Source organism: Bradyrhizobium sp. 190 (assembly GCF_023073415.1).
GTDB lineage: Bacteria > Pseudomonadota > Alphaproteobacteria > Rhizobiales > Xanthobacteraceae > Bradyrhizobium.
In genome coordinates this window covers 26,702-49,953 of record NZ_JADPJL010000081.1, presented here as the reverse complement: position 1 = coordinate 49,953, position 23,252 = coordinate 26,702, and the positions used below count along the sequence as shown (strand labels likewise).

Annotated in this window: 23 protein-coding genes and 1 pseudogene; 9 read left to right on the top strand and 15 right to left on the bottom strand. The window is 63.8% G+C overall.

What is annotated here, in order from left to right; translation table 11 throughout:
- Position 1: 1 nt before the first annotated feature.
- Positions 2-820 (bottom strand): chromate resistance protein ChrB domain-containing protein, encoded by an 819-nt coding sequence (locus tag IVB22_RS39040; RefSeq protein ID WP_247522453.1) that lies wholly within the window; start codon positions 818-820, stop codon positions 2-4.
- A 346-nt stretch (positions 821-1,166) separates the two neighbouring features.
- Here IVB22_RS39040 and IVB22_RS39035 point away from each other — a divergent pair, with 346 nt between their 5' ends.
- On the top strand, positions 1,167-2,393 hold the full coding sequence (locus IVB22_RS39035) for an MFS transporter (RefSeq protein WP_247522452.1): 1,227 nt from the start codon (positions 1,167-1,169) through the stop codon (positions 2,391-2,393).
- A gap of 18 nt (positions 2,394-2,411) precedes the next feature.
- Here IVB22_RS39035 and IVB22_RS39030 read toward each other — a convergent pair whose 3' ends face one another.
- The gene (locus tag IVB22_RS39030; RefSeq protein ID WP_247522451.1) at positions 2,412-2,666 is read right to left on the bottom strand and encodes a hypothetical protein; all 255 of its coding nucleotides are present in this window, start codon (positions 2,664-2,666) and stop codon (positions 2,412-2,414) included.
- A 313-nt stretch (positions 2,667-2,979) separates the two neighbouring features.
- Positions 2,980-3,801, bottom strand: coding sequence for a helix-turn-helix domain-containing protein (locus IVB22_RS39025; RefSeq protein WP_247522450.1), 822 nt, complete (start codon positions 3,799-3,801; stop codon positions 2,980-2,982).
- Positions 3,802-3,890: 89 nt separating this feature from the next.
- Here IVB22_RS39025 and IVB22_RS39020 point away from each other — a divergent pair, with 89 nt between their 5' ends.
- A complete protein-coding gene (locus IVB22_RS39020; RefSeq protein ID WP_247522449.1) occupies positions 3,891-4,769 on the top strand; it encodes a DMT family transporter in 879 nt (292 codons plus the stop codon).
- A gap of 11 nt (positions 4,770-4,780) precedes the next feature.
- On the opposite strand, the gene IVB22_RS39015 is transcribed toward IVB22_RS39020, so the two are convergent.
- From IVB22_RS39015 to IVB22_RS38995, 5 genes and pseudogenes are all read right to left on the bottom strand, one after another.
- Positions 4,781-5,185 (bottom strand): RidA family protein, encoded by a 405-nt coding sequence (locus tag IVB22_RS39015; protein WP_247522448.1) that lies wholly within the window; start codon positions 5,183-5,185, stop codon positions 4,781-4,783.
- Positions 5,178-6,356, bottom strand: coding sequence for an MFS transporter (locus IVB22_RS39010; RefSeq protein WP_247522447.1), 1,179 nt, complete (start codon positions 6,354-6,356; stop codon positions 5,178-5,180). Before IVB22_RS39010 ends, IVB22_RS39015 begins: the two co-directional genes overlap by 8 nt.
- Complete coding sequence (locus IVB22_RS39005) at positions 6,353-7,519, bottom strand: MFS transporter (RefSeq protein WP_247522472.1); 1,167 nt, start codon at positions 7,517-7,519, stop codon at positions 6,353-6,355. The genes IVB22_RS39010 and IVB22_RS39005 overlap by 4 nt, the downstream gene beginning before the upstream one ends.
- A gap of 46 nt (positions 7,520-7,565) precedes the next feature.
- A pseudogene (locus tag IVB22_RS39000) lies at positions 7,566-8,937 on the bottom strand (NAD(P)-binding domain-containing protein).
- A gap of 56 nt (positions 8,938-8,993) precedes the next feature.
- Positions 8,994-9,311, bottom strand: coding sequence for a helix-turn-helix transcriptional regulator (locus IVB22_RS38995; RefSeq protein WP_247522446.1), 318 nt, complete (start codon positions 9,309-9,311; stop codon positions 8,994-8,996).
- Between the two features lie 124 nt (positions 9,312-9,435).
- Here IVB22_RS38995 and IVB22_RS38990 point away from each other — a divergent pair, with 124 nt between their 5' ends.
- From IVB22_RS38990 to IVB22_RS38970, 5 genes are read left to right on the top strand one after another with little or no spacing between them, the layout of a single operon-like run.
- Positions 9,436-9,798 carry a helix-turn-helix transcriptional regulator gene (locus tag IVB22_RS38990; protein WP_247522445.1) on the top strand — a complete coding sequence of 121 codons (363 nt, stop codon included), beginning with the start codon at positions 9,436-9,438 and terminating at the stop codon, positions 9,796-9,798.
- Positions 9,791-10,318: an arsenate reductase ArsC gene (locus tag IVB22_RS38985; protein ID WP_247522444.1), complete on the top strand. Its 528-nt coding sequence runs from the start codon at positions 9,791-9,793 to the stop codon at positions 10,316-10,318. Before IVB22_RS38990 ends, IVB22_RS38985 begins: the two co-directional genes overlap by 8 nt.
- Positions 10,318-11,013: an MIP/aquaporin family protein gene (locus IVB22_RS38980; RefSeq protein ID WP_247522443.1), complete on the top strand. Its 696-nt coding sequence runs from the start codon at positions 10,318-10,320 to the stop codon at positions 11,011-11,013. Before IVB22_RS38985 ends, IVB22_RS38980 begins: the two co-directional genes overlap by 1 nt.
- Positions 11,010-11,417, top strand: coding sequence for an arsenate reductase (glutaredoxin) (gene arsC, locus IVB22_RS38975; RefSeq protein ID WP_247522442.1), 408 nt, complete (start codon positions 11,010-11,012; stop codon positions 11,415-11,417). The genes IVB22_RS38980 and arsC overlap by 4 nt, the downstream gene beginning before the upstream one ends.
- Before the next feature lie 47 nt (positions 11,418-11,464).
- A complete protein-coding gene (locus tag IVB22_RS38970) occupies positions 11,465-12,724 on the top strand; it encodes an adenylate/guanylate cyclase domain-containing protein (RefSeq protein WP_247522441.1) in 1,260 nt (419 codons plus the stop codon).
- A 119-nt stretch (positions 12,725-12,843) separates the two neighbouring features.
- Here IVB22_RS38970 and IVB22_RS38965 read toward each other — a convergent pair whose 3' ends face one another.
- The 4 genes from IVB22_RS38965 to IVB22_RS38950 form a co-directional block, all read right to left on the bottom strand.
- Positions 12,844-14,088, bottom strand: a complete 1,245-nt coding sequence (locus IVB22_RS38965; protein WP_247522440.1) for an MFS transporter — start codon at positions 14,086-14,088, stop codon at positions 12,844-12,846.
- A gap of 171 nt (positions 14,089-14,259) precedes the next feature.
- Positions 14,260-16,029: a flotillin family protein gene (locus IVB22_RS38960; protein WP_247522439.1), complete on the bottom strand. Its 1,770-nt coding sequence runs from the start codon at positions 16,027-16,029 to the stop codon at positions 14,260-14,262.
- Positions 16,030-16,032: 3 nt separating this feature from the next.
- Positions 16,033-16,692 carry an OB-fold-containig protein gene (locus IVB22_RS38955; protein ID WP_247522438.1) on the bottom strand — a complete coding sequence of 220 codons (660 nt, stop codon included), beginning with the start codon at positions 16,690-16,692 and terminating at the stop codon, positions 16,033-16,035.
- On the bottom strand, positions 16,689-17,831 hold the full coding sequence (locus IVB22_RS38950; protein ID WP_247522437.1) for a PspA/IM30 family protein: 1,143 nt from the start codon (positions 17,829-17,831) through the stop codon (positions 16,689-16,691). The genes IVB22_RS38955 and IVB22_RS38950 overlap by 4 nt, the downstream gene beginning before the upstream one ends.
- Positions 17,832-17,941: 110 nt before the next feature.
- Between IVB22_RS38950 and IVB22_RS38945 the strand changes: the two genes are divergently transcribed.
- Positions 17,942-19,336: an Nramp family divalent metal transporter gene (locus IVB22_RS38945; RefSeq protein WP_374207851.1), complete on the top strand. Its 1,395-nt coding sequence runs from the start codon at positions 17,942-17,944 to the stop codon at positions 19,334-19,336.
- A 95-nt stretch (positions 19,337-19,431) separates the two neighbouring features.
- Here IVB22_RS38945 and IVB22_RS38940 read toward each other — a convergent pair whose 3' ends face one another.
- From IVB22_RS38940 to hemB, 3 genes are all read right to left on the bottom strand, one after another.
- Positions 19,432-20,208, bottom strand: a complete 777-nt coding sequence (locus IVB22_RS38940; protein ID WP_247522435.1) for an arginyltransferase — start codon at positions 20,206-20,208, stop codon at positions 19,432-19,434.
- Between the two features lie 182 nt (positions 20,209-20,390).
- On the bottom strand, positions 20,391-20,960 hold the full coding sequence (locus IVB22_RS38935) for an RDD family protein (RefSeq protein WP_247522434.1): 570 nt from the start codon (positions 20,958-20,960) through the stop codon (positions 20,391-20,393).
- A gap of 297 nt (positions 20,961-21,257) precedes the next feature.
- Positions 21,258-22,319, bottom strand: coding sequence for a porphobilinogen synthase (hemB, locus tag IVB22_RS38930; RefSeq protein ID WP_247522433.1), 1,062 nt, complete (start codon positions 22,317-22,319; stop codon positions 21,258-21,260).
- 186 nt (positions 22,320-22,505) lie between these two features.
- Between hemB and IVB22_RS38925 the strand changes: the two genes are divergently transcribed.
- A complete protein-coding gene (locus IVB22_RS38925; RefSeq protein ID WP_247522432.1) occupies positions 22,506-22,979 on the top strand; it encodes a DUF6163 family protein in 474 nt (157 codons plus the stop codon).
- Positions 22,980-23,252 lie beyond the last annotated feature (273 nt).

Genomic DNA, 23,252 nt, shown 5'->3' with positions numbered 1-23,252 from the left:
ATTACGATTTCGCCTTGTTGGTCGGCCAGTTGTGCGTCTCGCCGGTCGCGTCGCGGCACCAGCGGTAGAACGCGTCGTACAGCGTCATGCCGGCCTCGAGCTGTTCGAGATCGTCATCGAACATGCGCGACAGGCCTAGCGAGGCGGCGAGCAATCCCGGTGCTTCCGGTGCGAGATCAAGCCGCCCGGTATCGGCGCCGCGCACCATCGCTGCCAGCCGCAACAGGGGCGGCGTCGCCAGGCCGAATTCCTCGATCATGACGTCGAAGGTGCAGAGTTCGCCGCGGTGACTCCAGAACACGTTCTCGACATCGAAGGGAGCTGCCTTGAAGCGCTCGCCGACCGCGAGCACCTCCGGCGGCGAGACGAACAGGAACACCGCGTTCGGATCGACAAAGCGGCGGATCAGCCAGGGGCAGGCGATGCGGTCGATCTTTGGCCGCGCGCGGGTGACCCAGACGGTGCGGCCCTTCGCGTCGCGTGAGGGCAGTTTCTCAGCCGGCACCAGCGGCAGTTTGGCCGCCTTCCAGCCTTCAAAACCGCCTTCCAGCGCTTCGGCCGAAACATCGAGATGCCGCAGCCAGGCGGCGGTACCTTGCGCCAGTTTCTGGCCGCGCAGGCAGACGACGATGGCCGGTCGGCCGGAGAACTCTTCACCCCAATCGGCGGCTTGCTCGTGGTTGCGCCTGATAGCACCGGGTATCAGCCGCGGGTCGGCGGTGAAATCCTCGTCGGTGCGAACGTCGATCAGGGCAGGCGTGTTCGCCGTGCCGATCAATTTGGAAAGCTTGTCCGGAGATATCGTGGTGTAGGATGACATGGCTGCGCCCTCGTAAAAACGGGACGCGATACTTGGGCATGTCGCCTCGTGGGGGGATCGCAAAACCCCCATGGGCGCGAATTAAGCCCTAGAGACTTCGTCTGTCAACTGATTCACGCGGTGCCGTAGGATGGGTGGAGCGAAGCGATACCCATCTTCGTCGGATTGTACGCTTGATTGATGGGTATCGCTGCGCTCCACCCATCCTACAAGAGGTGCTTGCGCCCCACCGCCTTCGGTCCTAGCTTGCCCCCCATCGGGGGCAAAGCAGGCTCCCCGTCAGACGGTCCGCCGTCCAAGCTCTGCGCACCTCTCGACGTGTCGAGGATGGCGCATGGATGCTGGGATGACCGATATCGCGACTGAAACAAAACCTTCCACCGCAAACGCGTTGATCAGGCTGCTCTATGCAGCGCGCGCCTTGCGTGGTTTCGGCGACGGTTTTGCCGTCATCATCCTGCCGGCCTATATGACGGCGCTCGGTTACGACGCCATCGCGGTCGGCATCGTCGCGACCGCATCGCTGCTCGGCACGGCGCTGCTCACACTGATAACAGGCTGGATTGCGCCGCGTCACGACCTGCGCGCGCTCCTGATCTTTGGCGCAGGTCTGATGGCGGCGACCGGCCTTGCATTTCCGGGCGTGGAGCACTTCGTCCTGATCGTGCTCGTGGCGTTCATCGGTACCATCAATCCCTCGGGCGGTGATCTCGGCGTGCTGGTTCCGCTCGAGCATGCGGTGCTGGCGAAGAGCACGACCGACGACCGCCGCACGCAGGTGTTTGCCCGCTACAGCCTGATCGGGGCGCTCTGCACCGCCGCCCGCTCGCTGGCGGCAACCTTGCCCGATCTGCTGGTTTCGCACGGCAGCAGTATGCTCGGCGCGTTCCGTCTGATGTTTTATGCATACGCTGCGCTCGGGATATTGAGCGCGGCGCTTTATCGTTACGTCCCGCATGCGCGCGGCGAGGAGAAGGCGCCGCAAACCCCACTCGGGCCGTCGCGCGGCACCGTCTACAAGCTCGCGGCGCTGTTCAGTATCGATGCCTTTGCCGGCGGTTTCGTCGCCCAGTCATTGCTGGTGCTCTGGCTGTTCGAGCGTTTCGACCTGTCATTGTCCGCAGCCGGATTGTTTTTCTTCTGGTCGAGCACGCTGAGCGCGTTTTCCTATCCGGTCGCGGCCTGGATTGCCAAACGCGTCGGGCTCGTCAACACCATGGTGTTCACGCACATTCCCTCCAGCATCTTCCTGATTATGGCGGCGTTCTCGCCGAACCTCTATCTGGCGCTCGGGTTGCTGCTGTTGCGCTCGGCGCTTTCCCAGATGGACGTGCCGACCCGCACCTCCTACGTCATGGCCGTGGTGACGCCGGCCGAACGGCCCGCGGCCGCCAGCGTCACCGCCGTGCCGCGCAGCCTTGCATCCGCAATCAGCCCGGCGATCTCGGGCGCGCTGCTGATGACGTCGTTTACGGGGCTACCGCTGGTGGTCTGCGGCACGCTCAAGATCGCCTACGATCTCGCGTTATTGTTCTCGTTCCGCCATATCAAGCCGCCGGAGGAGCAGCGTTAGATTTTTTGTGGCGCGCGACTACCAGGGCGATCGCCGTCCGTCGGGGAGGGGGTCCATCAATCGTCGTTCATCACGAACATGCGACCCTTGCGCCAGCTTGATCTCCGGAGAGTCGGGCGCGTTGGTCTCTTCCGAGCGAAAGGCGAGTTTCTGGTTTGCCTGCACCTGGTATTTGGCGGCCTGCGCGAGCCAGTACCATTTCTTGTCCGGTTCGCTCAGCGCGCGTTGACGGCACTCAGCTTCCAATTCACGTAAGCGGATCGCTTCTTGCATTGCCAATTCCAGAGCCTGGAAGCTCCAACCTGTCGGAGCTTCGAAACCACCGGAACCCGGGTTCCGGTAACCCCTCATGACAAAAACTTCTTGACGGCCTGCTATGCAGGAACGACGCAATTGATTGAAATTTAGGAACGGATTGACGCGAAAATTACCGTGTGCCCGCCCGACAAAAGGGCGAGCGGCGCTTGCATTTGAGGGGGGCTGCGGTTTCGCAAGGCTACGCCCGACAGGCCCGTAGCGGCAAGAACGTCGTAGCCATTCGCCCGATCCTGCTACTGACATCTGCCGCCATCGGATGGACGGGCTCTCATCCGGAAACTGTCGCAGCCGCACCTTGTTCGACCCATCCTCGCAGCACGCGGGCGGTCGCCTCATCCATTGGAAAGAAGCTCTCAATGCGAAGCTCCTGCAGCGTAATGTCCTGCGGGATGCCCAGCGTCGCGATGGTCGTGAACAGCCGCAGGTCGGTCGTGCCTTTGCGAAAATGCATTGGCAGCACCGGCGTGATCGCCAGTTCGGCCGGCGGCGCATTGACCGCCGCCTGGACGCCTTCATAAGCCAGCAATCGATTCAGAAGGGCCGCGGTCTCCGCCGATCCGTCGGCGGCAGCGTCGGCTTCCACGCTCCGGATGAAATAGCCGACCACCTCGACCCAGTTTAAAAGATGTGGCCGCAGCACGTCCGGAGCGACCAACGCGTCGGCCAGATTGATCGCGGCATCCGGCGCCAAAGGCCCGACCAGGAATTCGACCAGACGGACGGCGCCGGAATTGCTTTGCAGCAGATTCCAGTGCCGATCGACCGCGACGGCAGGAAACGGTCCTTGCTGGGCCAGCATGAAATCGAGCGCAGTGCGAATTTGAACGAACTCGGGGGCGGCGAGGTTGGTCTGCCGCCACACCGGCGCGAAGCCGGCCGCCATCAGCATCGAATTATGCTGGCGCAGCGGCACGTCGAGGGCAATGGCGAGCCGTATCACCATGTCACGGCTTGGCGATGCGCGGCCGAGTTCGAGAAAACTCAGGTGCCGCTGCGAGATGTTGGTTCGACCGGCGAGCTCAAGCTGCGACAGACCCCTTTTGCGCCGCCACAACCGGAGGCTTGCTGCGAAATCATGCCGATGCGCCATGAGTACCTGCCAGGTAGTTTGCCGGGGCTTTGCCGATCCGCAAGATGCCACAACCGGACTGAACAAGTTAACAGGATATGGGGGACCGCGTGGGCGAATGGATCGGCGTTGCGATCGCATTGATCTCGAGTTGCCTCGGCGGCACCGCGGCGGCGATCACGCGCTATCTCGCCGGCAACACCGACCCGATTACGCTTGCGATTCTGCGCTGGGCGATCGGCTTCTGTTGCGTGCTGCCGGCGGCGCTGTTGCTGAAGGCGCGATGGCCGCAACAGCGGGACTTGCCGGCCGTCGCCGCGCTGGGCTTTTGCTTCTTCGGCGTGTTCTTCGTTCTCTACAATATCGCGATGTCCTACACGACCGCCGCACGCGCCTCGCTCGCGCTGGCGACATTGCCGCTGCACACCATGGTGGTCGGCGCAATACTCGGCATCGAGCCGCTGACGAGAAGGAAATCGATCGGGGTCTGCGTCGCGGTGCTCGGTGTCGCCGCCGCGCTTGCAACGGGATTGTCGGCCGCGCCACTGGGCGCCTGGCGCGGCGAGCTGATCATGACCGCGGCTGTCTTGTGCATGGCGTTCTACAATGTCTGGTCTCGCCCCTTCATCCAGCGATCGAGCGCGCTTGGTTTCCTCACCGTCGGCATGGGAACGGGTGCCGCAGCCCTGGTCCTGGTCGGCTCGTTGACGGGAAGCGTCGCGGCATTGAGCCGGTTCAGCACGCCACAATGGATCGCCGGCATCTATCTCGGCATTGCCGGCGGCGCGCTGGCGTTCATCCTGTGGGTGCTGGCGCTGGAACGGGCGTCGCCGACGCGTGTCGCCAATACCATGACCGTCAATCCGCTCGCGGCGGGGCTGCTGGCTACTCAGTTGGTCGGAGAGCCGATCACGCCCAATCTTGTGCTGGGGCTGGTCGCGGTGTTCGCCGGGATTTGGATCGCAACGTCGGAGGCCAGGAAGCCTTGAATGCGTGACGCTCACGCCGCCGCGATGGCCTCGATCTCGATCAGGAAATCCGGACCGTAGAGTTTCGATACCTCGACCAGCGTGACCGCAGGCGCTGCCGGCGGGGTCACCGAGGCGAAGAAGCGGTTCCGGGCTTCGCGGTAGCGAGCGAGATTATCCATGTCGGTGAGGAATACCGTGAGCTTTACCAGATTGGCCGGCGAGCACCCGCTGGCCTTCAGGGCAATCGAGAGATTCTGAAACACCTGCTCCGCCTGGGCTGCAAAATCATTCCTGCCGACCACATTGCCGCCGCGATCGAGCGCGGTCTGGCCGGCGATGAAGATGATGCGCCCCGCGGTCACCTCGACGATCTGCGAGTAACCGGGCGGAGAGCCGAGTTCGGGCGGATTGATGCGGTTGATTATTTCAGACATCCTTCTCTTTCGTCAGGCTTCGAGGTGGCGGTGCGCGCAGCAACAACAGCGCCAACAGCGCGGCGAGGCTGAGCGCCGACGACACGATCAGGATGCGACTACCCATGACGTCGATCAGCAGGCTGAACGCCAGCGGCGCGCCGGCCTGGGCAATCCGCGCCGGGGCGCCGATGATCCCGAGGCGGTAGGCATAGTTCTGCGGCCCGAAGATCGCGAGCGGCATCGTGCCGCGCGCTATGGTCAAAATGCCGTTGCCGGCGCCGTAGAAGACCGCAAAAACGCTGGCCGCGCCGCCGCCCGCCAGGCCGAGGATCGCCGCGCCGATCGGTAGCGTCAGGCATGCCAGCCGGCCCGAGACCAGCGGGTGATAACGACTGAGGAAACTCGCCTCGAAGATGCGGGCCGCCACCTGCGCCGGACCCATCAGCGCGCCGGCCGCGACCGCTTGCAGCGATGTCGCGCCGGCGGATTCCAGGATGCGCGGCAAATGCGCGGCCATCGCGCCGGTGACGGTCCACGCGGCGGCAAAGGCGAACGCCAGCAGGATCATGGTGCGGTCGATCGGGATGTGCGGCTTGACGGCGGCGGCAACGGCGGCCTTTGCGCCCGCGACCGGCGGCAGCATCAGCCAGTTGATCGGTAACCCGATCAGGATGTGTGCGGCGGCCCAGGCGAAGCAGGTGTTGCGCCAGCCGATCGTCTCCAGCCCCCACGCGGTCAGTGGCCATCCGACGGTCGAGGCGAAGCCGGCGAACAAGGTGATGCCGGTGATGGAGCGGCGTGCCTTGTCGCCGTAGATGCGGCCCAGCGCGCCGAAGGCGGCGTCGTAGAGACCCGCACCCATGCCAATGCCGAGCAAGAGCCACGCCGCGAGCAGGACCGGTATCGAATAGGTGAGGCCGAGCAACGCCAGGCCCGCCGCCAGCACGATGTTGGAAATCGACAACACGGACCGGCCGCCGACCAGATCGATCTGCCGGCCGATGCGCGGCCCGAGCATGGCAGAGATGACAAGCGATGCAGAGAAGGCGGCAAAGATCCAGTTCGAGGAAACGCCGAGATCGCGTGCGATGGGATCGGCGAGGATTGCCGGCAGGTAGTAGCTCGAAGCCCAGGCCAGCGTCTGCGTGGTGCCGAGCGCGGCAATGATGGAAAACTGGCTGCGGTTCACGGCGGTGTCTCTTTCCTGGACCAATAGAGTGCCAGCGGTCCAAACAGGATCCCTGCCGCCAGCACCGAAAATGCGGGCATCCAGGCCGATGAATTCTGCGGGCCGCCCGCTGCATCCAGCGCGACGCCCAGCGCCCACGCACCAATCGCGGACAGGCTGAAGCCGACGGTCGAATGTATTGCCATGGTCGCGCCGCGATAGCTCGGGTCTGCAGCCATCGACATGCCGGAGGTGAGCGCGCCGGAATCGGCGGGAACCGTGATGGCATAGATCAGGATCAAAGGCAGCAACAGCCACGGCGACCTGTCGGCGAAGACGCCGATCAGAAACGCGACCGCAGCGGAGGAGAACATCACCGCCGTGACGGCGCGTTGGCGTCCGAACCTGAGCGCGAATTCATTGCCGAGAATGCTAGCGGGCATAGCGAGCAGCGAAAACACGACGCTGACCACGATCGGCGTCAAAATCGAAGCGTCCGAATTTTTTAGCGAGACAAAGGTCCAGAACGCCACGATCCAGGTTCTGATGGCGTAGAGTTCGAAACAATGCGCGCCGTAGCCCAGCACGAACCCCATGGCTTTCCGGTTCTGGAACACCGGTGCGAAATCCAGCAGGCGTCCCGTAGCCGGCGTCGGCTCGACCGGCCGCAGCAGGAAGCAGACGGTGAGCATCACGAGCGGCCCGGCGGCTGTGACGAAGAATGCGCTACGCCAGCCCCAGGCCTCCGCAACAAGTTGGGAAACCAGAAACGACAGACCGACCCCGAGCGAGAAGCTCGACGTGTAGAGCGTGATGGCGCGGGATGAATCGCCCGGCGCAAGGCGATCAGTGAGCGCCTTGAGGCCCGGCATATAAGCGCCCGCAAAACCCACGCCGGCGATCGCGTTGCAGAGCGCGCCCGACCACAGCCCCGTGGCGAACATGCCGAACAGCAATGTACCGAGCGCACTGAGCGCAGAGCCTGCGATCAGAATCTTGCGTGCATCGATGCGATCGGTCAGCGTCGCCAGCACCGGCACTGTCAGCATGTAGCCGGCGGCGCCGGAGCCCGCCAGGAGGCCTGCCTGCGCGCCGCTCAAATGCCATTCCGGAATCAGGAATGCGGCAAGAATGGAAGGCACGACGACGTGTGGAAGCAAGCTCCCAAGCTGCCCCACGCACATCGCGACGATAGCCGAGCGACCTTCCAACGAGATCCCGTTCACTCCCTTACGACGGGGACGCGCAGCCGCATCCAGTCTTGCCGTCCTGCTTTGCTTGTGCATCCGCCACGCAACAGGCGTCAACATCCGATAATGCAGGGCCGCCGCAGCAATTGCTGGCATCTGGTGCGAGCGAGCGGCTACAGACGCCGGTCTCCGGCAGGACCCAGTTCGACCCGCTCCGCGGCCTCGCGGTCGCCGGCGATGTCGGCGGCGATCGAACGCACCTGTTCGTATCCCGTGAGCATCAGGAAGGTCGGCGCGCGGCCGTATGATTTCATGCCGGCGAAATAGAAGCCCGGTTCGTCTTGCGCCAATTCCCGTGCGCCGTGCGGCCTCACGGTGCCGCAGCTATGTTCGTTCGGATCGATCAACGGCGCCAGCGCGACCGGGCATTCGATCGCCGAGTCGAGCCGGATGCGCAATTCGCGGACGAAATCCAGCTCGGGGCGAAAACCCGTCGCCACGACGAGTTCGTCGACGACGATTTGGCGGCCGCAACAGGCCGAGCCCGCGCCGACGACGAGGCGAGGGCCGTCGGCAGTGAGCTGCGAAACCCGGAATTCGCTCTCAACCTTGATTCGTCCTGCGGCTACCAATGCAGCAAACGCCGCGCCAAGCTCGCCGCGGGCGGCAAGCTTGTCGTTGGCGCCGCCGCCAAAGGCTTTCGCGGGATCGTTGCCGCGCAACAGCCAGATCGCTTGGGTCTCCGGCGCCTGTTCCGCGAGTTTCGCGAGATCGGTCAGCGTGCCGATCGCGGAATGTCCGGCGCCGAGCACTGCGACGGTCTTGCCGGCATAACGCGCACGGCCTTTGCCCAGCACGTCGGGCATGCCGTAGGCGATCCTGTCCGCGGCCTGCGTCTCGCCGATCGCGAACAGGCCGTTGGCGCCGGCCGGATTGGGTGAGTGCCAGGTGCCGGAGGCGTCGATGACCGCATCGGCCTTCACGACTTCGGGACCTTTCCCGTTCTGATACCGGATTTCGAACGGCGCTGTTTCGCGGCCCTTGGTCTTGAGCTTGTCGAAGCCCACCCGGCTGATACCGGTGACGCGGCTCGACGTGCGGATATGGGGCTTGAGTGCCGTGTTGGCTGCGAGCGGTTCGAGATAGCTTTCAACCATCTCCGCGCCGGTCGGGTACTGATCGGGTTCGAGAGAATTCCAGCCGGTCGTCGCCAGCAGGCGCGCAGCCGCCTTGTCGATATTGTATTCCCATGGCGAGAACAGTTGAACATGGCCCCATTGCCGCATGGCGTGGCCGACAGTTTCGCCGGCTTCCAGTACGATCGGCTGCAGGCCGCGCTCCAGCACATGGGCGGCGGCGGCAAGGCCGACTGGGCCGGCTCCGATGATCGCGACGGTTTTGGCTTCGCTCATGTTGTCCTCCCATAAAACTAGAACTATCGAAATAATCGCCAAAAGAACGCGGCTCACTAGGCCGCGGTCTTGGCATCTGTGGCTTCGGCGCTTTCAGTGCAGCATTCCGCGACCAGAAAACCGACCAGCTCCCGCATCACTTCGTAGTTGGCGTGGCAGATCAGCGTGGTCGCATCGCGCACCTGGGTCACGAGGCCGACCACCACCAGCGCCTTGATGTGGTGGGAGAGGGTGGAGGGCGCGATCTTCAGTTTCTCCTGCAGGCGGCCAACCGCAAGGCCGGCGCCGCCGGCGCGGATCAGTGCGCGGTAGATTTTCAATCGGGTCGGATTGCCCAGCGCTTCGAGATGGGCGGCGGCGTCATCGAGTTTCATGCGGACATGCTTTCATACGAATCCAGGCCCGTCAACGGTATTTCTAGAATTATCGAAATAGCTGGCGGTGGCAACTTCTGGCGTTCGGGTTGACAGGGGATAATATATCGATAAATCTAGATGTATGGAATCAGAAAAAGTCATTCTCGCGCTGGCGGCGCTTGCTCAATCGACCCGTCTCGATGTGTTCCGGTTGTTGACGAAGCACGAACCGGATGGGCTCGCAGCCGGCGACATCGCCAAGGCACTCGCCGTGCCGCAAAACACCATGTCGTCGCATCTGGCCATCCTGTCCCGGGCGGGACTGGTGACGGCGCGGCGCATCAGCCGCTCGATCGTCTATCGTACCGATCTCAAGGCCTTTCAGGCGGTGGTGCTGTTCATGCTGCGGGATTGCTGCGACGGGCGGCCCGAGATCTGCGGACCGCTGATCGAAGACCTCACGCCTTGCTGTCCGCCAAAGACAAGGAGGAAAGCGCATGTCTGATCGCATCTACAACGTTCTCTTCCTGTGTACCGGAAACACCGCGCGTTCGATCCTGGCGGAATCGATCCTGCGCAAGGATGGCCGCGGCAACTTCCGCGCCTTCTCCGCCGGCAGCCAGCCGAAGGGGACGGTCAATCCGTTTGCGATCAAGGTGCTCAACCGCCTCGATTATCCCACGGACGAATTGCGCTCGAAGAGCTGGGAAGAATTCGCGCGAAGCGACTCACCCGTGATGGATTTCGTTTTTACCGTTTGCGACAACGCGGCCGGTGAGTCCTGCCCGATCTGGCCGGGCCAGCCGATGACGGCACATTGGGGGATCGAGGACCCAGCCGCAGTTGATGGTACCGACATGGAAAAGGAAGCGGCATTCGTCGCAGCCTTCCGCTATCTCAAAAATCGAATTGCCGCCTTCTCCAGCCTGCCACTGGAAAGCATCGACCGCCTGTCGCTTGGGACGAAGTTGCGCGATATCGGCCGCATCGCCGGCTCGACGTCAAGCCAAGAGAAGGCGAGCTGATGTCCGAATTCGATCTGCCGCGCCGGCTCGCTGCCGAAGCACTCGGGACCGCGCTATTGGTCGCGACCGTGGTCGGCTCCGGCATCATGGCCGAAACCTTGACGAAGGACGTCGCGCTTGCGCTGCTCGGCAACACGCTGCCGACCGGCGCGATCCTGGTGGTTCTCATCAGCATTCTCGGGCCGATCTCGGGCGCGCATTTCAATCCCGCGGTATCGCTGGTCTTTGCTTTGAAAGGCGAACTGACGCCGCGCGATGCGCTGGGTTACGTTGCCGCGCAAGTGGCCGGGGGGATCGCGGGAACCATGGTGGCGCATGCGATGTTCGCGCTGCCGCTGATTGACGCCTCGCTGAAAACGCGAACCGGCGGCGCGCAATGGTTCGCCGAGGGCGTCGCCGCATTCGGCCTGGTGGCGACCATCCTCGCCGGCATCAGGTTCAACCGCACGGCCGTGCCCTGGCTGGTCGGCCTCTACATCACGGCGGCCTACTGGTTCACGGCCTCGACCTCGTTTGCCAATCCCGCCGTTGCGATCGCGCGTTCGATGACCAATACGTTTTCGGGTATTCGTCCCGCGGACCTTCCTGGCTTCATCGCGGCCGAACTCTGCGGCGCGGTCGTGGCGCTGATCTTCATGAACTGGCTGCTGCGCGGGGCAGGCGAGGCGGCAACGACCAAGGAGGCTCATCCGTGAGCGTAACGATCTATCACAACCCCGCCTGCGGCACCTCGCGCAACACGCTGGCGATGATCCGGCAGAGCGGCGAGGAGCCCGAGGTGATCGAGTACCTGAAGACGCCGCCGAGCCGCGCCCGGCTGGTCGAGCTGATCAAGGCCTTGGGCCTCACGCCACGGGAGCTGTTGCGCGAAAAGGGCACGCCCTATGCCGAGCTTGGCCTGGCCGATCCAAAGTGGAGCGACGACGAGCTGATCGACTTCATGCTGGATCACCCGATTCTGATCAACCGGCCGATCGTGGTGACGCCGAAGGGCGTGCGGCTGTGCCGGCCGTCGGAGCTGGTGCTTGATCTGCTCGACAACCCCATCCAATCCTTCGTCAAGGAGGACGGCGAGGCGGTGACGCGCTCGAAGGGTTGAAGGGCGCGAGGCTTTCACCCGTCACGATTGCGCGGCATAATGGCGGCATGGAACTCACGCCCCGTCTGCGCCTGATGAACTGGCTGGTCAACCAGGGTCTCACAGGCCTACCCGAAAATGATCTGATCCGCGGTTTCTGCCAGCGCTGCTGCGCCGAAGGCCTGCCCGTATCGCGCGGGATGGTCTTCATCGATACGCTGCACCCAATTTTTGAGGGTCGTGGCTTTCGCTGGAACGACGCCGAGACCAACGAAAGCGACGTCTTCGAATATGGTTCGACCAACGAGGGCGAAGCCGCGCAGGCATGGCGCAGTTCGATCTTCTACCACATGCTCGAAAACGGTCATGAGGAACTGCCGGTCGACCTCGCCGATGGCGAGACTAACAGGTTCAAGTTCGTGAACGAACTCGCCGAGAAAGGTCACAAGCATCTGGTGGCCTATGTGCATCAGTTCGGCGAGGCCGGCACCATGGGGCAGATGGACTGCGTCTACTCCTATTGGGTGACGAGGCACGACGAGGGATTTGGCGCGCAGGGCCTGGCGGCGCTGCGCGATCTCGTGCCGGTGCTGGGGCTGGCGATCAAATCCGCGGCGCAGGCCGACATCACCAAGACGCTCGGCCGCGTCTATCTCGGGCGCGACGCGGCCGAACAGGTGCTGCGCGGGCGGATCGCGCGCGGTGTCACCGAGCGCATCAACACGGTGCTGTGGTTTTCCGATCTGCGCGGCTCGACCGCGATCAGTGAGAGCATCGATCCCGGCGAGATCATCCCGTTCCTCAACGATTATGCGCAAGCCTCGATCGACGCCATCCATGACGCCGGCGGCGAGGTGCTGAAGCTGATCGGCGATGGCGTGCTGGCGATGTTCATCCATGACAACATGGCGGTGGCAAAACGGACAGCACTTCGCGCCGAACATCGCTTCCGCCGCAACATGAAGGCGCTCACCGCCCGCCGCACGGCCGAAAACCGGCCGGTTACCACGGCCCATGTCGGCCTGCATGTCGGTGAGGTGTTTTACGGCAACATCGGCAGCGATGACCGGCTCGACTTCACCGTGGTGGGACCGGCCGTCAACGAGGTCAGCCGCATCGCCTCGATGTGCCGCTCGGTCGACCGCGAACTTTTGATGTCGTCGGCATTTCGCGCAGGCCTCGACGCCGCCGGGCGAAACTATCTGGTGTCCACCGGCCGCTACGCCCTGCGCGGCATCGGCCGCGCGCAGGATCTGTATACGCTCGATCCTGACATCGCTGCGGATGAAGTCGTGGCGGGCAAATACGAGCGTTATCTGGCGGGCTAGTCCTGTTTTGCCCCGTCATCCGAGCCACCTGGTCGGGCGCGAAGCGCCGCCGGATGACAGGCTCCGCGAAGAATAGATTGCTTCGCCGCACTCGTAATGATGATTTCAGCTCGGCACTGCTAGCAGCGCGCCGCTTCTCCCACCATGTCCGGCTGCCGCGCCAGCGAGACCGCCGGCGACAGCAGGATCACCAGCGCCTGCGCGCCGAAAATGGCTGCCGCCAGATAGAGGCAAGCCTCGGCGCCATAAAGCCCGCCGACGATGGCGCCTAACGCAGAGCCGAGCGGACGGGCGCCGTAGCTCATGATGTTGATGGCGGACACGCGCCCGAGCAGCGATGGCGGCGTTACCGATTGCCGCAAGGTGGTGGTCGAGATCACCCACAGGATCGGGCCAACACCGAGCAGGAAGAAGCTCAGGCACGCCAGCCATGGCGTCGGCAGGATGGTCGTCAGCGCCATTACCATTGCGGCGACGAAGCCGGTGACAGGCCCGAGCCCGATCACGGTTCCGAAGGCGAGCCGCTTCATCACCCGCGTCGCCGCGAGCGCGCCGGCGACCATGCCGACGCCATACATCCCAAGCGTCACGCCGACGCCGGTGGCCGATAGCCCGAGGTGGCGCACGGCGTAGGGCACGAACACGGCAAGCAGCAGGAACGACGCCGTGTTGAAGATGAATTGCGTGATGAACACCGGCCGCAGCAGCGGGTGATGCAACACGAACGCGGCGCCTTCCTTGATCTCCTGCAGCGGATGGCGGCGCGGGGCAGGGGCGCGGGGCGGTTCATAGATGCCTGACAGCAGCACGACTGCGATTACGGACAACGCCGCCGCGAATCCGAAGGCGGGGGCGGCCCCGACCCATCCGACCAGCACGCCGCCAAGCGCCGGACCGCTGGCGAACGCGATCGTGCGCGCGAGTTCAATCCGTGCATTGGCTGCAGGCAATTGTTCCGAGGTGACCAGCGACGGCACCAAAGCGGGTGCGGCGACGCTGTAAGCGACCGTTCCGCAGACTGCGATGAAGCCGAGCAACGAGAGCAGCGGCAGCGTCATTTGGCCGAGCCAGATCAGCAGCAGAATGCCGGCTAGCGCCGCGGCGCGCAGCGCCTCCGAGGCCGCCATCACCCAGCGCCGCGAGATGCGGTCGGCGAGCAGGCCGGCAGGGATCGCGAACAGGATGAAGGGCAGCGTCAGCGCGGTCTGCAGCAGGCCGGTCTGGCCTTCGCCGACGCCGAGCAGCAGCACCGCGACGATGGGGGCGGCCGCCAGCGCGATCTGCTCGGCCGACTGCGCGGCGAGGTTCGACCAGGCCAGGCGATTGAACGTTGCGGGCAGGCGAGGCGTGTCGGCGGCGGACATGGCAAAATTCCCTTGGATTCGATCTGTCCTCATTGTCCGGCCGGAGGACGACGCAACCCACCCGTTTCCCGATAAGGCAGAAGGAAGGAACAGGAAAAAGGCCCGCTGCGAGAACTGCGGCGGGCCTCTTTAGATTTCGATTGGAACGGCGGAGCAGTTCCCCCGGGACAGCTACGACGTGGGACCGAGCGTTGCCTTGCCCGTTCCAGAGATAGTCGTGGGCGGCGTCACCACGTCATCGTCATCTGCATCAAACGCGGCGGGCGGTTCGGTGGGAGCTGCCAGTCGTTGTGCGGCCAGCGCGTTGGTCAGGGTGGTCAGCGCATCAGGACCGGCGGCGAAACCGCCCTCGGCGAGGATCTTGTCGATGATCGGCTTGAACGCCGAGACCGACAGCAACTGCGCCGCAAGGCCGTCGCCGAGGCCGATACCGTTGCCATGGCCATTCATGGCGCCGTTGCCGCCGCCACGGCCGAGCATGCCGCCGGTGTCGAAGATCCGGATGTCCGAAATCTTCTCGATCGGCTTGACCGCTTCGGCCAGCGCGTTCGGGATGATATTGATGCGCGCCAGCGTGAGATCGTAGTCGACCATCTCCGCCGAGAGCTTGTTGCGCGCTTCCGCCTTCAATGCCGCCACCTCGGCTTCGGCCTGGCCGAGCGATTTGACGCCGGTGGCCCGGGTGATCGCCGCATCGGCGTCGGCCTTGGCCAGCACGCTGATGGCTTCCGCCTTGTTGTTGGCGGCCTGGTTTTCGGCTTCCGCCATCACGGTGATCGGCATCGCCTCGGTCTCGGCGGCCTTGCGCGCCGCGATCACGTTGATGATCTTGTCGCGTTCGGCGATTTCGACGGCTTTGGCGGTGGTGACCTTTTCTTCAGCCGCGATCGCCAGCGCGCGCGCGGTCTCGGCGACGGTCTGCGCTTCCGATTGCTCCTTGCTCTTGGTCGCGACCGCAATCGCGCTTTCCTGGGCGACGATCTGCAGATCGCGTTCCATCTCGGTGTTTCGGCGCTTCACCGCGAGATCGGCTTCGATCTTTCGCGTGTCGCGCGCCTGATTGGCTTCGGTCTGCTTGTTGGCGACCGCCAGTTCCTGCTGGATCCGATACTCGGCCTCGTTCTGCACGGCGGTCTGCTCGACCTGCGCGGTCTGCGCGCGCATGGCGGCGGTCTTGTTGGCGATGTCGCGCTGCTGCGCCAGTTCCGCCTCGCGCTTGGTGGCTTCGATCGTCAGCGTGGTTTGGCGAGCGACCAGGTCCTGCTGCGCGATATTGACCTCGGTGGTGCGGACGATCTGGTTACGCTCCTGTTCGCGTTCCCTGGTGATCTTGGTCAGCGTCGTCAGGCCGTGGGCGTCGAAGAAGTTGCTCGGATTGAAATGCTTGATGTCGCTCTGGTCGAGCCGCGTCAGCGAGACCGATTCGAGCTCGAGGCCGTTGTTCTGGATGTCGGCGCCGACTGCTTCCTGCACTGACTTGACGAAGGTGGCGCGCTGCTCCTGCAGCTCTTCGAGGTTCATGGTGGCGGCCACCGAACGCAGGCCGTCGACGAATTTGGCTTCGATCAGCTCGCGCAGCTCGCCTGCATTGTTGGTGCGGCTGCCCAGCGTCTGCGCGGCGAGCGCGATCGACGAGGCATCGGGTTTGACGCGGACGTAGAATTCGGCGCCGATGTCGACGCGCATGCGGTCCTTGGTGATCAGCGAATCCGGGCCGCCGCGCGTGACCTCGAGCCGCAGCGTCTTCAGGTTGACCGCGGCGGTCGAGTGGAAAACCGGAAGCACGATCGAGCCGCCGTCGAGGACGACTTTCTGGCCGCCGAGGCCGGTGCGGACATAGGCCTCGTCACGCGTCGAGCGGCGGTAGAGCTTTGCAAGCAGGAGACCGATAACAAGAATGACAATGACGCCAATAGCGACGGGTATTGCAAGTTCCCACATGTGTTAAGCCCTGTCTGAACGTTGTTGTGCAATGAGGTCGGTTGGAGCGGAAATGGCGATAAAGCTCTTGGCGTCACGGTCGACCAGCAACACGCTGGCGCCGACCGGGAGCGGTACGGAATCGGGACTGGCGCGCGCCACCAGAGAATGCCAGTTGCCGAAGACATCCTTGAGACGAACGCGGCCGGGCAGCCCCTGATCGAGCGGGCCGATCGATACTTCGGCGACATGACCGACGAAATCGGCCTCATCCACCACATAGGTCTCGTCGCGCGGGATGATGCGGGCGATGCCGCGGCTGGTGACCCGGATGACGGGAATGCTGCCGGCCACGGCGGCGAGCACTGCGATCGAGGCAGGGATCGAAATCCCCACACCATGGGCCAGCCCCTGCAGGAAGAAACCCGCGATCGAGAACACGCCGAGCGCGAGGATGATGAGGATCAGGAGCGGCAGGCGTCCCGCATTGATCCAAAGGAATAGCCCGCCCAATCCGTTGCCGCTGTCGGAGTCGACGGCGACTTCCTTGCCGACCAGTTCGCTGATCGAGAACCCGACCAGCGTTGCCAGTAATTCGATGCCGCCGAGCGCCAGCATGATTGCTGCAGCCACGGCGAAGGGCCGCACGTCCGGCGCTAGCAGGATGTCGGTCAGGGCACTCATTGCTGCGACTTGATCCTTTCAAGGCGGGCCGCGATTTCCTTTTCGCGGTGCAACCGGTCGAGTTCGTCGAGCTCCTTGTCGCCGGGCACGCCGGCCGCCGGCACGCCGGTGACGCGTGCGATCGCCGCCATGGCCCGATCGGGACTCACTGTTTTAGTCGCGCCAGCCGCGCGTCCGGTTTCCTGCGGCGAATGCTTTTCGAGGCTCGCTTCGAGATCGGCGAGACGGGTTTCGGCTTCACGCCGCGCGCCAAGCATCGCCTGTAACGCCTTGGTCTGCTCGTCGATTTCGAGTTCGATGAAATCCATCGCACGTTCCAGCGCCGTTCCCTGCGATTCCAGATCAATTTGCCGTGCGACGCCGGCGCGCGCGAGATCCTCGCGGCTTTCCGCAACTGCGAGACGAATCTTTTCCGTCAGCCCGGCAATTTCGGCGTCCAGTTCCTCGCGACGGCGCTTGAGGCGGAATTCCTCGGCGCGCGATTTGCCGAGCGCATGGCGTGCGTCGTCGGCGCCGGCGTCGATTTCGCGGATCGCCTGTTTGACCAGCGCGACCTTGTTGCTGTTCTCGACATTGTCGATCGTCTCGCTGGCGATGGCGGCAAGAAGTCTACCCATACGCGCAAGGATACCCTCGTGAACCATGGTCTTCTCCTCCAGTGCTGTGGATTTCGATTTGACGGCGATGTGGATTTCGTAAGCGCGGCCATCCGAGACCAGATGAGCCGGGAAGGGACTTTCCCAGCCGGCAAGGTAGCCGGGGATTTCGAACGGCACCAAGACACGTCCATGGACAGTGCTAATTGTCAGTGAAGTTGGTCCCTTGATCGCAAACAACTTGTCGTCGAGTGGGATCTTGCGCATTGCCGTATCCGCCACGTAGCCGGCGCGGTCACGGAGGCCGAGCGTTACCAGACGGGCCGGCAGGCCGGTCTCGATGCGGATCTTTTCGTAAGCTTGGGCGTGAAGGGCGACGAGGTTGGCGCCAACCGGCGCAACTTCGGCGAGGATCGCCATCATCCGGTCGTAGGCGGCAAAGGTCGCCTCAATGGCGGCGATACCGGCCTCGTCGGGGACGAGGGCGTATCGCAGCGTGGCCGTAGGCGTCTCGACCGGGATCTTGATCATATTTTCAATCATAAAGCACTTCTTCAGTACTTTCTAGTTGGCTTGCCGGTATCATTTTCGTGATTGCTAGATGCAGTTGCAAGTGAGTTGCAATAAAAATGGATATCGACCATCTTGCTGAGATGGACGCCCGAACGCCCGCATTAGGCCCGAAGACCCCGATTGAGGGTGTACCGATGACCGACACGACTGCTGCCGGCTGGCGAGCTGACGCCGCCGCTGGCACCCAGCGCAGCCTGCCCGAGGTCAATTCGACCATCTCGGTGCCCTTTGGCGGGCATTGGTCGCGCCGGCTGCTGGCCTTCCTCGGCCCCGGCTACCTGGTCTCCGTCGGTTATATGGACCCGGGCAACTGGGCGACCGACCTCGCGGGCGGATCGAAGTTCGGCTACACGCTGCTGTCGGTGATCCTGCTGTCGAACCTGATGGCGATCCTGTTGCAGGCGCTCGCCGCGCGGCTTGGCATCGTCACCGACCGTGACCTGGCGCAGGCCTGCCGGGCCAGCTTCTCACGGCCCGTGAACTTCCTGCTCTGGGTGGCCTGTGAGGCGGCAATCATCGCCTGCGATCTCGCCGAGGTGATCGGCACCGCGATCGCGCTCAATCTGCTGTTCGGCATTCCCCTGATCTGGGGGGCACTGATAACTGCGCTCGATGCCTTCCTGCTGCTGCTGTTGATGAACAAGGGTTTCCGCTTCCTCGAAGCCTTCGTCATCTCGCTCTTGATCGTGATCGCAGTTTGCTTTGCGATCCAGATCACGGCCGCCGCGCCGCCGGTGGCCGCGGTGCTGAAGGGCTTTTTGCCGTCGACCGAGATCGTCACCAATCCTGAAATGCTCTACATCGCCATCGGCATCATCGGCGCCACCGTGATGCCGCATAATCTCTATCTGCACTCCTCGATCGTGCAGACCCGCGCCTATGAACGGAACGACAAGGGCCGCCGCGAGGCGATCAAATGGGCGACGACGGATTCGACGATCGCCTTGATGCTGGCGCTGTTCATCAACGCCGCGATCCTGATCGTCGCGGCCGCCACCTTCCATGCGACCGGCCGCACCGAGGTCGCCGAGATCGGCCAGGCGTATGAACTGCTGTCGCCGCTGCTCGGGCTCGGCATCGCTTCCACCCTGTTCGCGGTGGCGCTGCTCGCCTCCGGCCTGAACTCGACGGTCACGGCGACTTTGGCCGGCCAGATCGTGATGGAAGGCTTTTTGCACCTGCGCCTGCCGAGCTGGGCACGGCGGCTGGTCACGCGCGGCATCGCCATCGTCCCGGTCGTGATCGTCACCGCGCTCTATGGCGAGCGCGGCACCGGCCAGTTGCTGGTGTTCAGCCAGGTCGTGCTGTCGATGCAATTGCCGTTCGCGGTGATCCCGCTGGTGCGGTTCGTTTCCGACCGCCGCAAGATGGGTGATTTCGCGATCTCCCGTTCCGTCGCCGCGGTGGCGTGGATCGTCGCCGGCATCATCGTCGCGCTGAACGTAAAACTCTTGTTCGAAACGTTCTTCGGCTGAGACGGGATTCGTAGCCCGGATGGAGCGAAGCGCAATCCGGGAATCTTGATGCGGCCCCGGATTTCGCTGCGCTACATCCGGGCTACAAGTGCGCTCTAATCCTGCGGCTCGGACAGCATTTCGCCCGATGCGTCAACCCGCAGCCAGCCTGACGGCGCCAGCCGCTGTTGCGGCAGGAAGCGGCCCTTGTAGTCCATCTTCTTGGAGCCCTCGATCCAGTAGCCGAGATAGACGTAAGGCAGCCCGAGCTTGCGCGCCCGGGTGATGTGATCGAGGATCATGAAGGTGCCGAGCGAGCGGCTCTGCTGCGACGGCTCGAAGAACGAATACACCATCGACAGCCCGTCGCTGAGTACGTCGGTCAGCGCCACCGCGATCAGCTCCTCGCCGCGCCCAGTGATGCCGGTATCGACGCCGCGTTTACGGTATTCGATGATGCGGGTTTCGACATGGCTGTCTTCTACCATCATCGCGTAGTCGAGTACCGTCATGTCGGCCATGCCGCCGTGGCGGTGGCGCCTGTCGAGATAGGCGCGGAACACGGAGTACTGCTCCGACGTCGGCACCGCGCTGCGCTGCTCGCCGACGATGTCGGCGTTGCGCGCCAGGACTTTCTTGAAGTTGCGCGAGGGGCGGAATTCGTTGGCGACGACACGCACGGAGACGCAGGCGCGGCACTGGTCGCAGGCCGGGCGGTAGGCGATCGACTGGCTGCGGCGGAAGCCGCCATGGGTCAGGAGGTCGTTGAGGTCGCCAGCCTTGTCGCCGACCAGATGCGTGAACACCTTCCGCTCATGCCGGCCCGGCAGATAAGGGCAGGGCGAGGGTGCGGTCAGATAAAATTGCGGGGTATCACGCGAGTGCTGGGTCACGTCGGGTCGTCACGCCTCCGAAACAAATCAACCATAGCGCTTTCGCGCGAAGTAGACACCGGTTCGCGTTAAGAAAACGCCTCAAAACGAAAAAGCGCCGGTCCGGCCCCGATTCATTTTCGGGCCGGACCGGCTCTAACATCGCGCCCCGAGGGCCGACGGTCAATTGGTTTGCTGCTCGCTCAGTAGCTGCTGCGGGCCGAAGGCGCTACCTGGGTACGAACCGAGCTGTTGATGACCACGGTTCCCAGGATGATGTCGTGCAGCAGCCGGCGGCGGCTGGTGAACAAGCCCACCAGCAGCACCAGCGGCGTCAGGAACGAGATCGAGACCCAGTACAGCACGGCATGGCAGGCGCCGAGCACGAAATAGCCCGGCGCGCCGTACCAGGTGCGCACTTCCAGATCCATCGCGCGCATGCCCATGGTGGCCGAATGCGGGCCGCCGATCGAGGCGCCGTAATAGACGATCGCCCACACGATGGTAGCCGGCCACGCCAGCCAGAACAGCATCCAGCCGAGGCCGAGCGTGATAACGCCGAACACGGCAATGAAGATGTAGCCCAGGATGACAGGAACTGACAGCACGACGAGGTCGATCAGGAACGCAAACACCCGCCGCGTCAGCACGCCGCGAAACAGTTCCGGCTGCAAATCGGGATCGAACGCATGCGGCGGCACCCCGCCGTCGTTCCGCCAGGCGCCGCCAGCATTTGAAGCGCCGCCAGTATTGCCAGAGCCGCTATAAGACATGGTTCGTCCTCCAGGCCGATATTCCCGACCGTGACATGGGAACCAGCCGGGCCGCCGCCAAGGGCCTGCGACCATTAACAGCGTGCAATATTCGGGTGCCGGCGCGGGGGCGTACAATGTCTCCGTCGTCCCTGCGTTCGAACGCAGGGACCCATACCGCGTTGTGCTCTCGAGTGAGACGAACTGGCCGACGCTTTTCGTCAAATGACCGCCGGTGGTAGCAAAGGCAACGGGCCCCATCGTTCTATTGATGGGCCACGGCGTATGGGTCCCTGCGTTCGCAGGGACGACAGCGGACTACTTCTCCGCCTTCAACCTCTCCGCGGCCTTCGGCGCAAAGTACGTCAGGATCCCGTCCGCGCCGGCGCGCTTGAAGCCGAGCAGGCTTTCCATCATCGCGCGGTCGCCGTCGATCCAGCCGTTGTTGGCAGCGCCTGCGATCATCGCGTATTCACCGGACACCTGGTAGACGAAGGTCGGCATCGAAAACGTGTCCTTCACCCGGCGCACGATGTCGAGATAGGGCATGCCGGGTTTCACCATCACCATGTCGGCGCCCTCGGCGATGTCGAGTTCGACTTCGCGCAACGCCTCGTCGGAATTGGCGCTGTCCATCTGGTAGGTGCGCTTGTCGCCGGTCAGCGTTTTTGCCGAGCCGATGGCGTCGCGGAACGGGCCGTAGAAAGCGGACGCATATTTCGCCGCGTAGGACATGATCTGCACGTCGAGAAAACCTTGATCGTCCAGCGCCTCGCGGATCGCGCCGACGCGGCCGTCCATCATGTCGGAGGGCGCAATGACGTCGCAGCCGGCTTCCGCCTGCACCAGCGCCTGCCGCACCAGCACCGCCACCGTTTCGTCGTTGAGGATTTTGCCGTCCTCGATCAAACCGTCATGGCCGTGGCTGGTGAAGGGATCCAGCGCCACGTCGCAGAGCACGCCGAGCTCAGGGAATTCCTTCTTGATGGCGCGCACCGACTGGCAGACCAGATTGTTCGGGTTGAGCGCTTCGGAACCGTTCTCGTCGCGCAAGGACGGCTCGGTATAGGGGAACAGCGCGATGCAGGGAATGTCGAGCTTCATCGCGCGCTCGGCGTCGCGCACCGCCTGATCGACGGTGAGCCGGTCGACGCCGGGCATCGAGGTGACCGGCGTGCGCGCATTGTTTCCGTCGACCACGAACATCGGCCAGATCAGGTCGTCGGTCGTCAGCACGTTTTCCCGCACCAGCCGCCGCGCCCATTCCGCCTTGCGGTTGCGGCGGGGGCGAATGGCCAGGTCGAGCGGGCTCGAGGCGAGGGCGGTCTGTCGCCGCGGCGCGTCGCGCATTTCGATCGGACGCCCGAATTTGATCGCCATGTGATGGGTACTCCTGAAGGCGCGGGTCAGTTTTGATTTGTTCCAGTTCTAGCACCTTGAAGGTCGCCCGTCACCGAGCCTTGATCCATCTCATCGGCAATTGATTTTACCGTCCCGGCGGGCCAAGACATGGGACCATGAGAACATTCCAGCACGCGTTGAGCCCCGATTCCGAGGTCGGCTTCCATGTCTGACGCTTCGGCGCGCGATCAGGGGCGGGACAAGTCCAGAGACAACGCGATGTCGATGGCGGCGATGTCGTCGGAGCGGATCGAGCCCGACGAGAATGTCTGGACGCGGCGGCTGGTGCTGTTCCTGCGCATCATGGCGGTTATCTCGATCCTGAAGGGCCTGTACCACTGGGCGCAGGTCACGGGATTCATCGGCGGCGAGGAAGAGGCATTCGAGAACCAGTCGATGGCCTGGCAGACCGCGACCGTCTATTTCGCCGTGATCGAACTCGTCGCCGCCGTCGGGCTGTGGCTTGCGACGCCCTGGGGCGCGGTGGTGTGGCTCACCACCGTGGTGTCGATGGCGGTGATCGAACTGATGTTTCCGGGCATCTATGGCGGCAGCCTGACGGTGGTGGGGCTTGAGGCCGTGATGCTCGGCGCCTATCTCGCGCTCGCCTGGATGGCCGCGCGCGAACGCCCGCCGTAGGGGGCCTTGCTGCGGTGCGCCCCCTCGGCCCGCAAGGGCGGGGAGAAGAGAAGCGCAACGTGTCAGTTTCCCGCCATAATTCATCCGCGTGCAGAAACCGCGACGCCAACCCCTAAAATTTTCAAAAATTTTCCCGGTAACGTTTCAGTCACCGTTAAGGGCCGTAAAGGGTTCCACCACACCTGTTACGCGAGCGTTTCGATTTCAGGCCCACCTGTTTCCGAATGCGACAGGGCCTGCAGACGAAGCGTGAACATCACGCTTTCACCGTCA

Excerpts from the sequence above, each read along its gene's own strand:
- IVB22_RS39040 (WP_247522453.1), bottom strand. The coding sequence starts at position 820 with ATGTCATCCTACACCACGATATCTCCGGACAAGCTTTCCAAATTGATC.
- IVB22_RS39035 (WP_247522452.1), top strand. The coding sequence starts at position 1,167 with ATGACCGATATCGCGACTGAAACAAAACCTTCCACCGCAAACGCGTTG.
- IVB22_RS39030 (WP_247522451.1), bottom strand. The coding sequence starts at position 2,666 with ATGCAAGAAGCGATCCGCTTACGTGAATTGGAAGCTGAGTGCCGTCAA.
- IVB22_RS39025 (WP_247522450.1), bottom strand. The coding sequence starts at position 3,801 with ATGGCGCATCGGCATGATTTCGCAGCAAGCCTCCGGTTGTGGCGGCGC.
- IVB22_RS39015 (WP_247522448.1), bottom strand. The coding sequence starts at position 5,185 with ATGTCTGAAATAATCAACCGCATCAATCCGCCCGAACTCGGCTCTCCG.
- IVB22_RS39005 (WP_247522472.1), bottom strand. The coding sequence starts at position 7,519 with ATGTGCGTGGGGCAGCTTGGGAGCTTGCTTCCACACGTCGTCGTGCCT.
- IVB22_RS38995 (WP_247522446.1), bottom strand. The coding sequence starts at position 9,311 with ATGAAACTCGATGACGCCGCCGCCCATCTCGAAGCGCTGGGCAATCCG.
- IVB22_RS38990 (WP_247522445.1), top strand. The coding sequence starts at position 9,436 with ATGGAATCAGAAAAAGTCATTCTCGCGCTGGCGGCGCTTGCTCAATCG.
- IVB22_RS38985 (WP_247522444.1), top strand. The coding sequence starts at position 9,791 with ATGTCTGATCGCATCTACAACGTTCTCTTCCTGTGTACCGGAAACACC.
- IVB22_RS38980 (WP_247522443.1), top strand. The coding sequence starts at position 10,318 with ATGTCCGAATTCGATCTGCCGCGCCGGCTCGCTGCCGAAGCACTCGGG.
- IVB22_RS38970 (WP_247522441.1), top strand. The coding sequence starts at position 11,465 with ATGGAACTCACGCCCCGTCTGCGCCTGATGAACTGGCTGGTCAACCAG.
- IVB22_RS38965 (WP_247522440.1), bottom strand. The coding sequence starts at position 14,088 with ATGTCCGCCGCCGACACGCCTCGCCTGCCCGCAACGTTCAATCGCCTG.
- IVB22_RS38960 (WP_247522439.1), bottom strand. The coding sequence starts at position 16,029 with ATGTGGGAACTTGCAATACCCGTCGCTATTGGCGTCATTGTCATTCTT.
- IVB22_RS38955 (WP_247522438.1), bottom strand. The coding sequence starts at position 16,692 with ATGAGTGCCCTGACCGACATCCTGCTAGCGCCGGACGTGCGGCCCTTC.
- IVB22_RS38950 (WP_247522437.1), bottom strand. The coding sequence starts at position 17,831 with ATGATTGAAAATATGATCAAGATCCCGGTCGAGACGCCTACGGCCACG.
- IVB22_RS38945 (WP_374207851.1), top strand. The coding sequence starts at position 17,942 with ATGGACGCCCGAACGCCCGCATTAGGCCCGAAGACCCCGATTGAGGGT.
- IVB22_RS38935 (WP_247522434.1), bottom strand. The coding sequence starts at position 20,960 with ATGTCTTATAGCGGCTCTGGCAATACTGGCGGCGCTTCAAATGCTGGC.
- hemB (WP_247522433.1), bottom strand. The coding sequence starts at position 22,319 with ATGGCGATCAAATTCGGGCGTCCGATCGAAATGCGCGACGCGCCGCGG.
- IVB22_RS38925 (WP_247522432.1), top strand. The coding sequence starts at position 22,506 with ATGTCTGACGCTTCGGCGCGCGATCAGGGGCGGGACAAGTCCAGAGAC.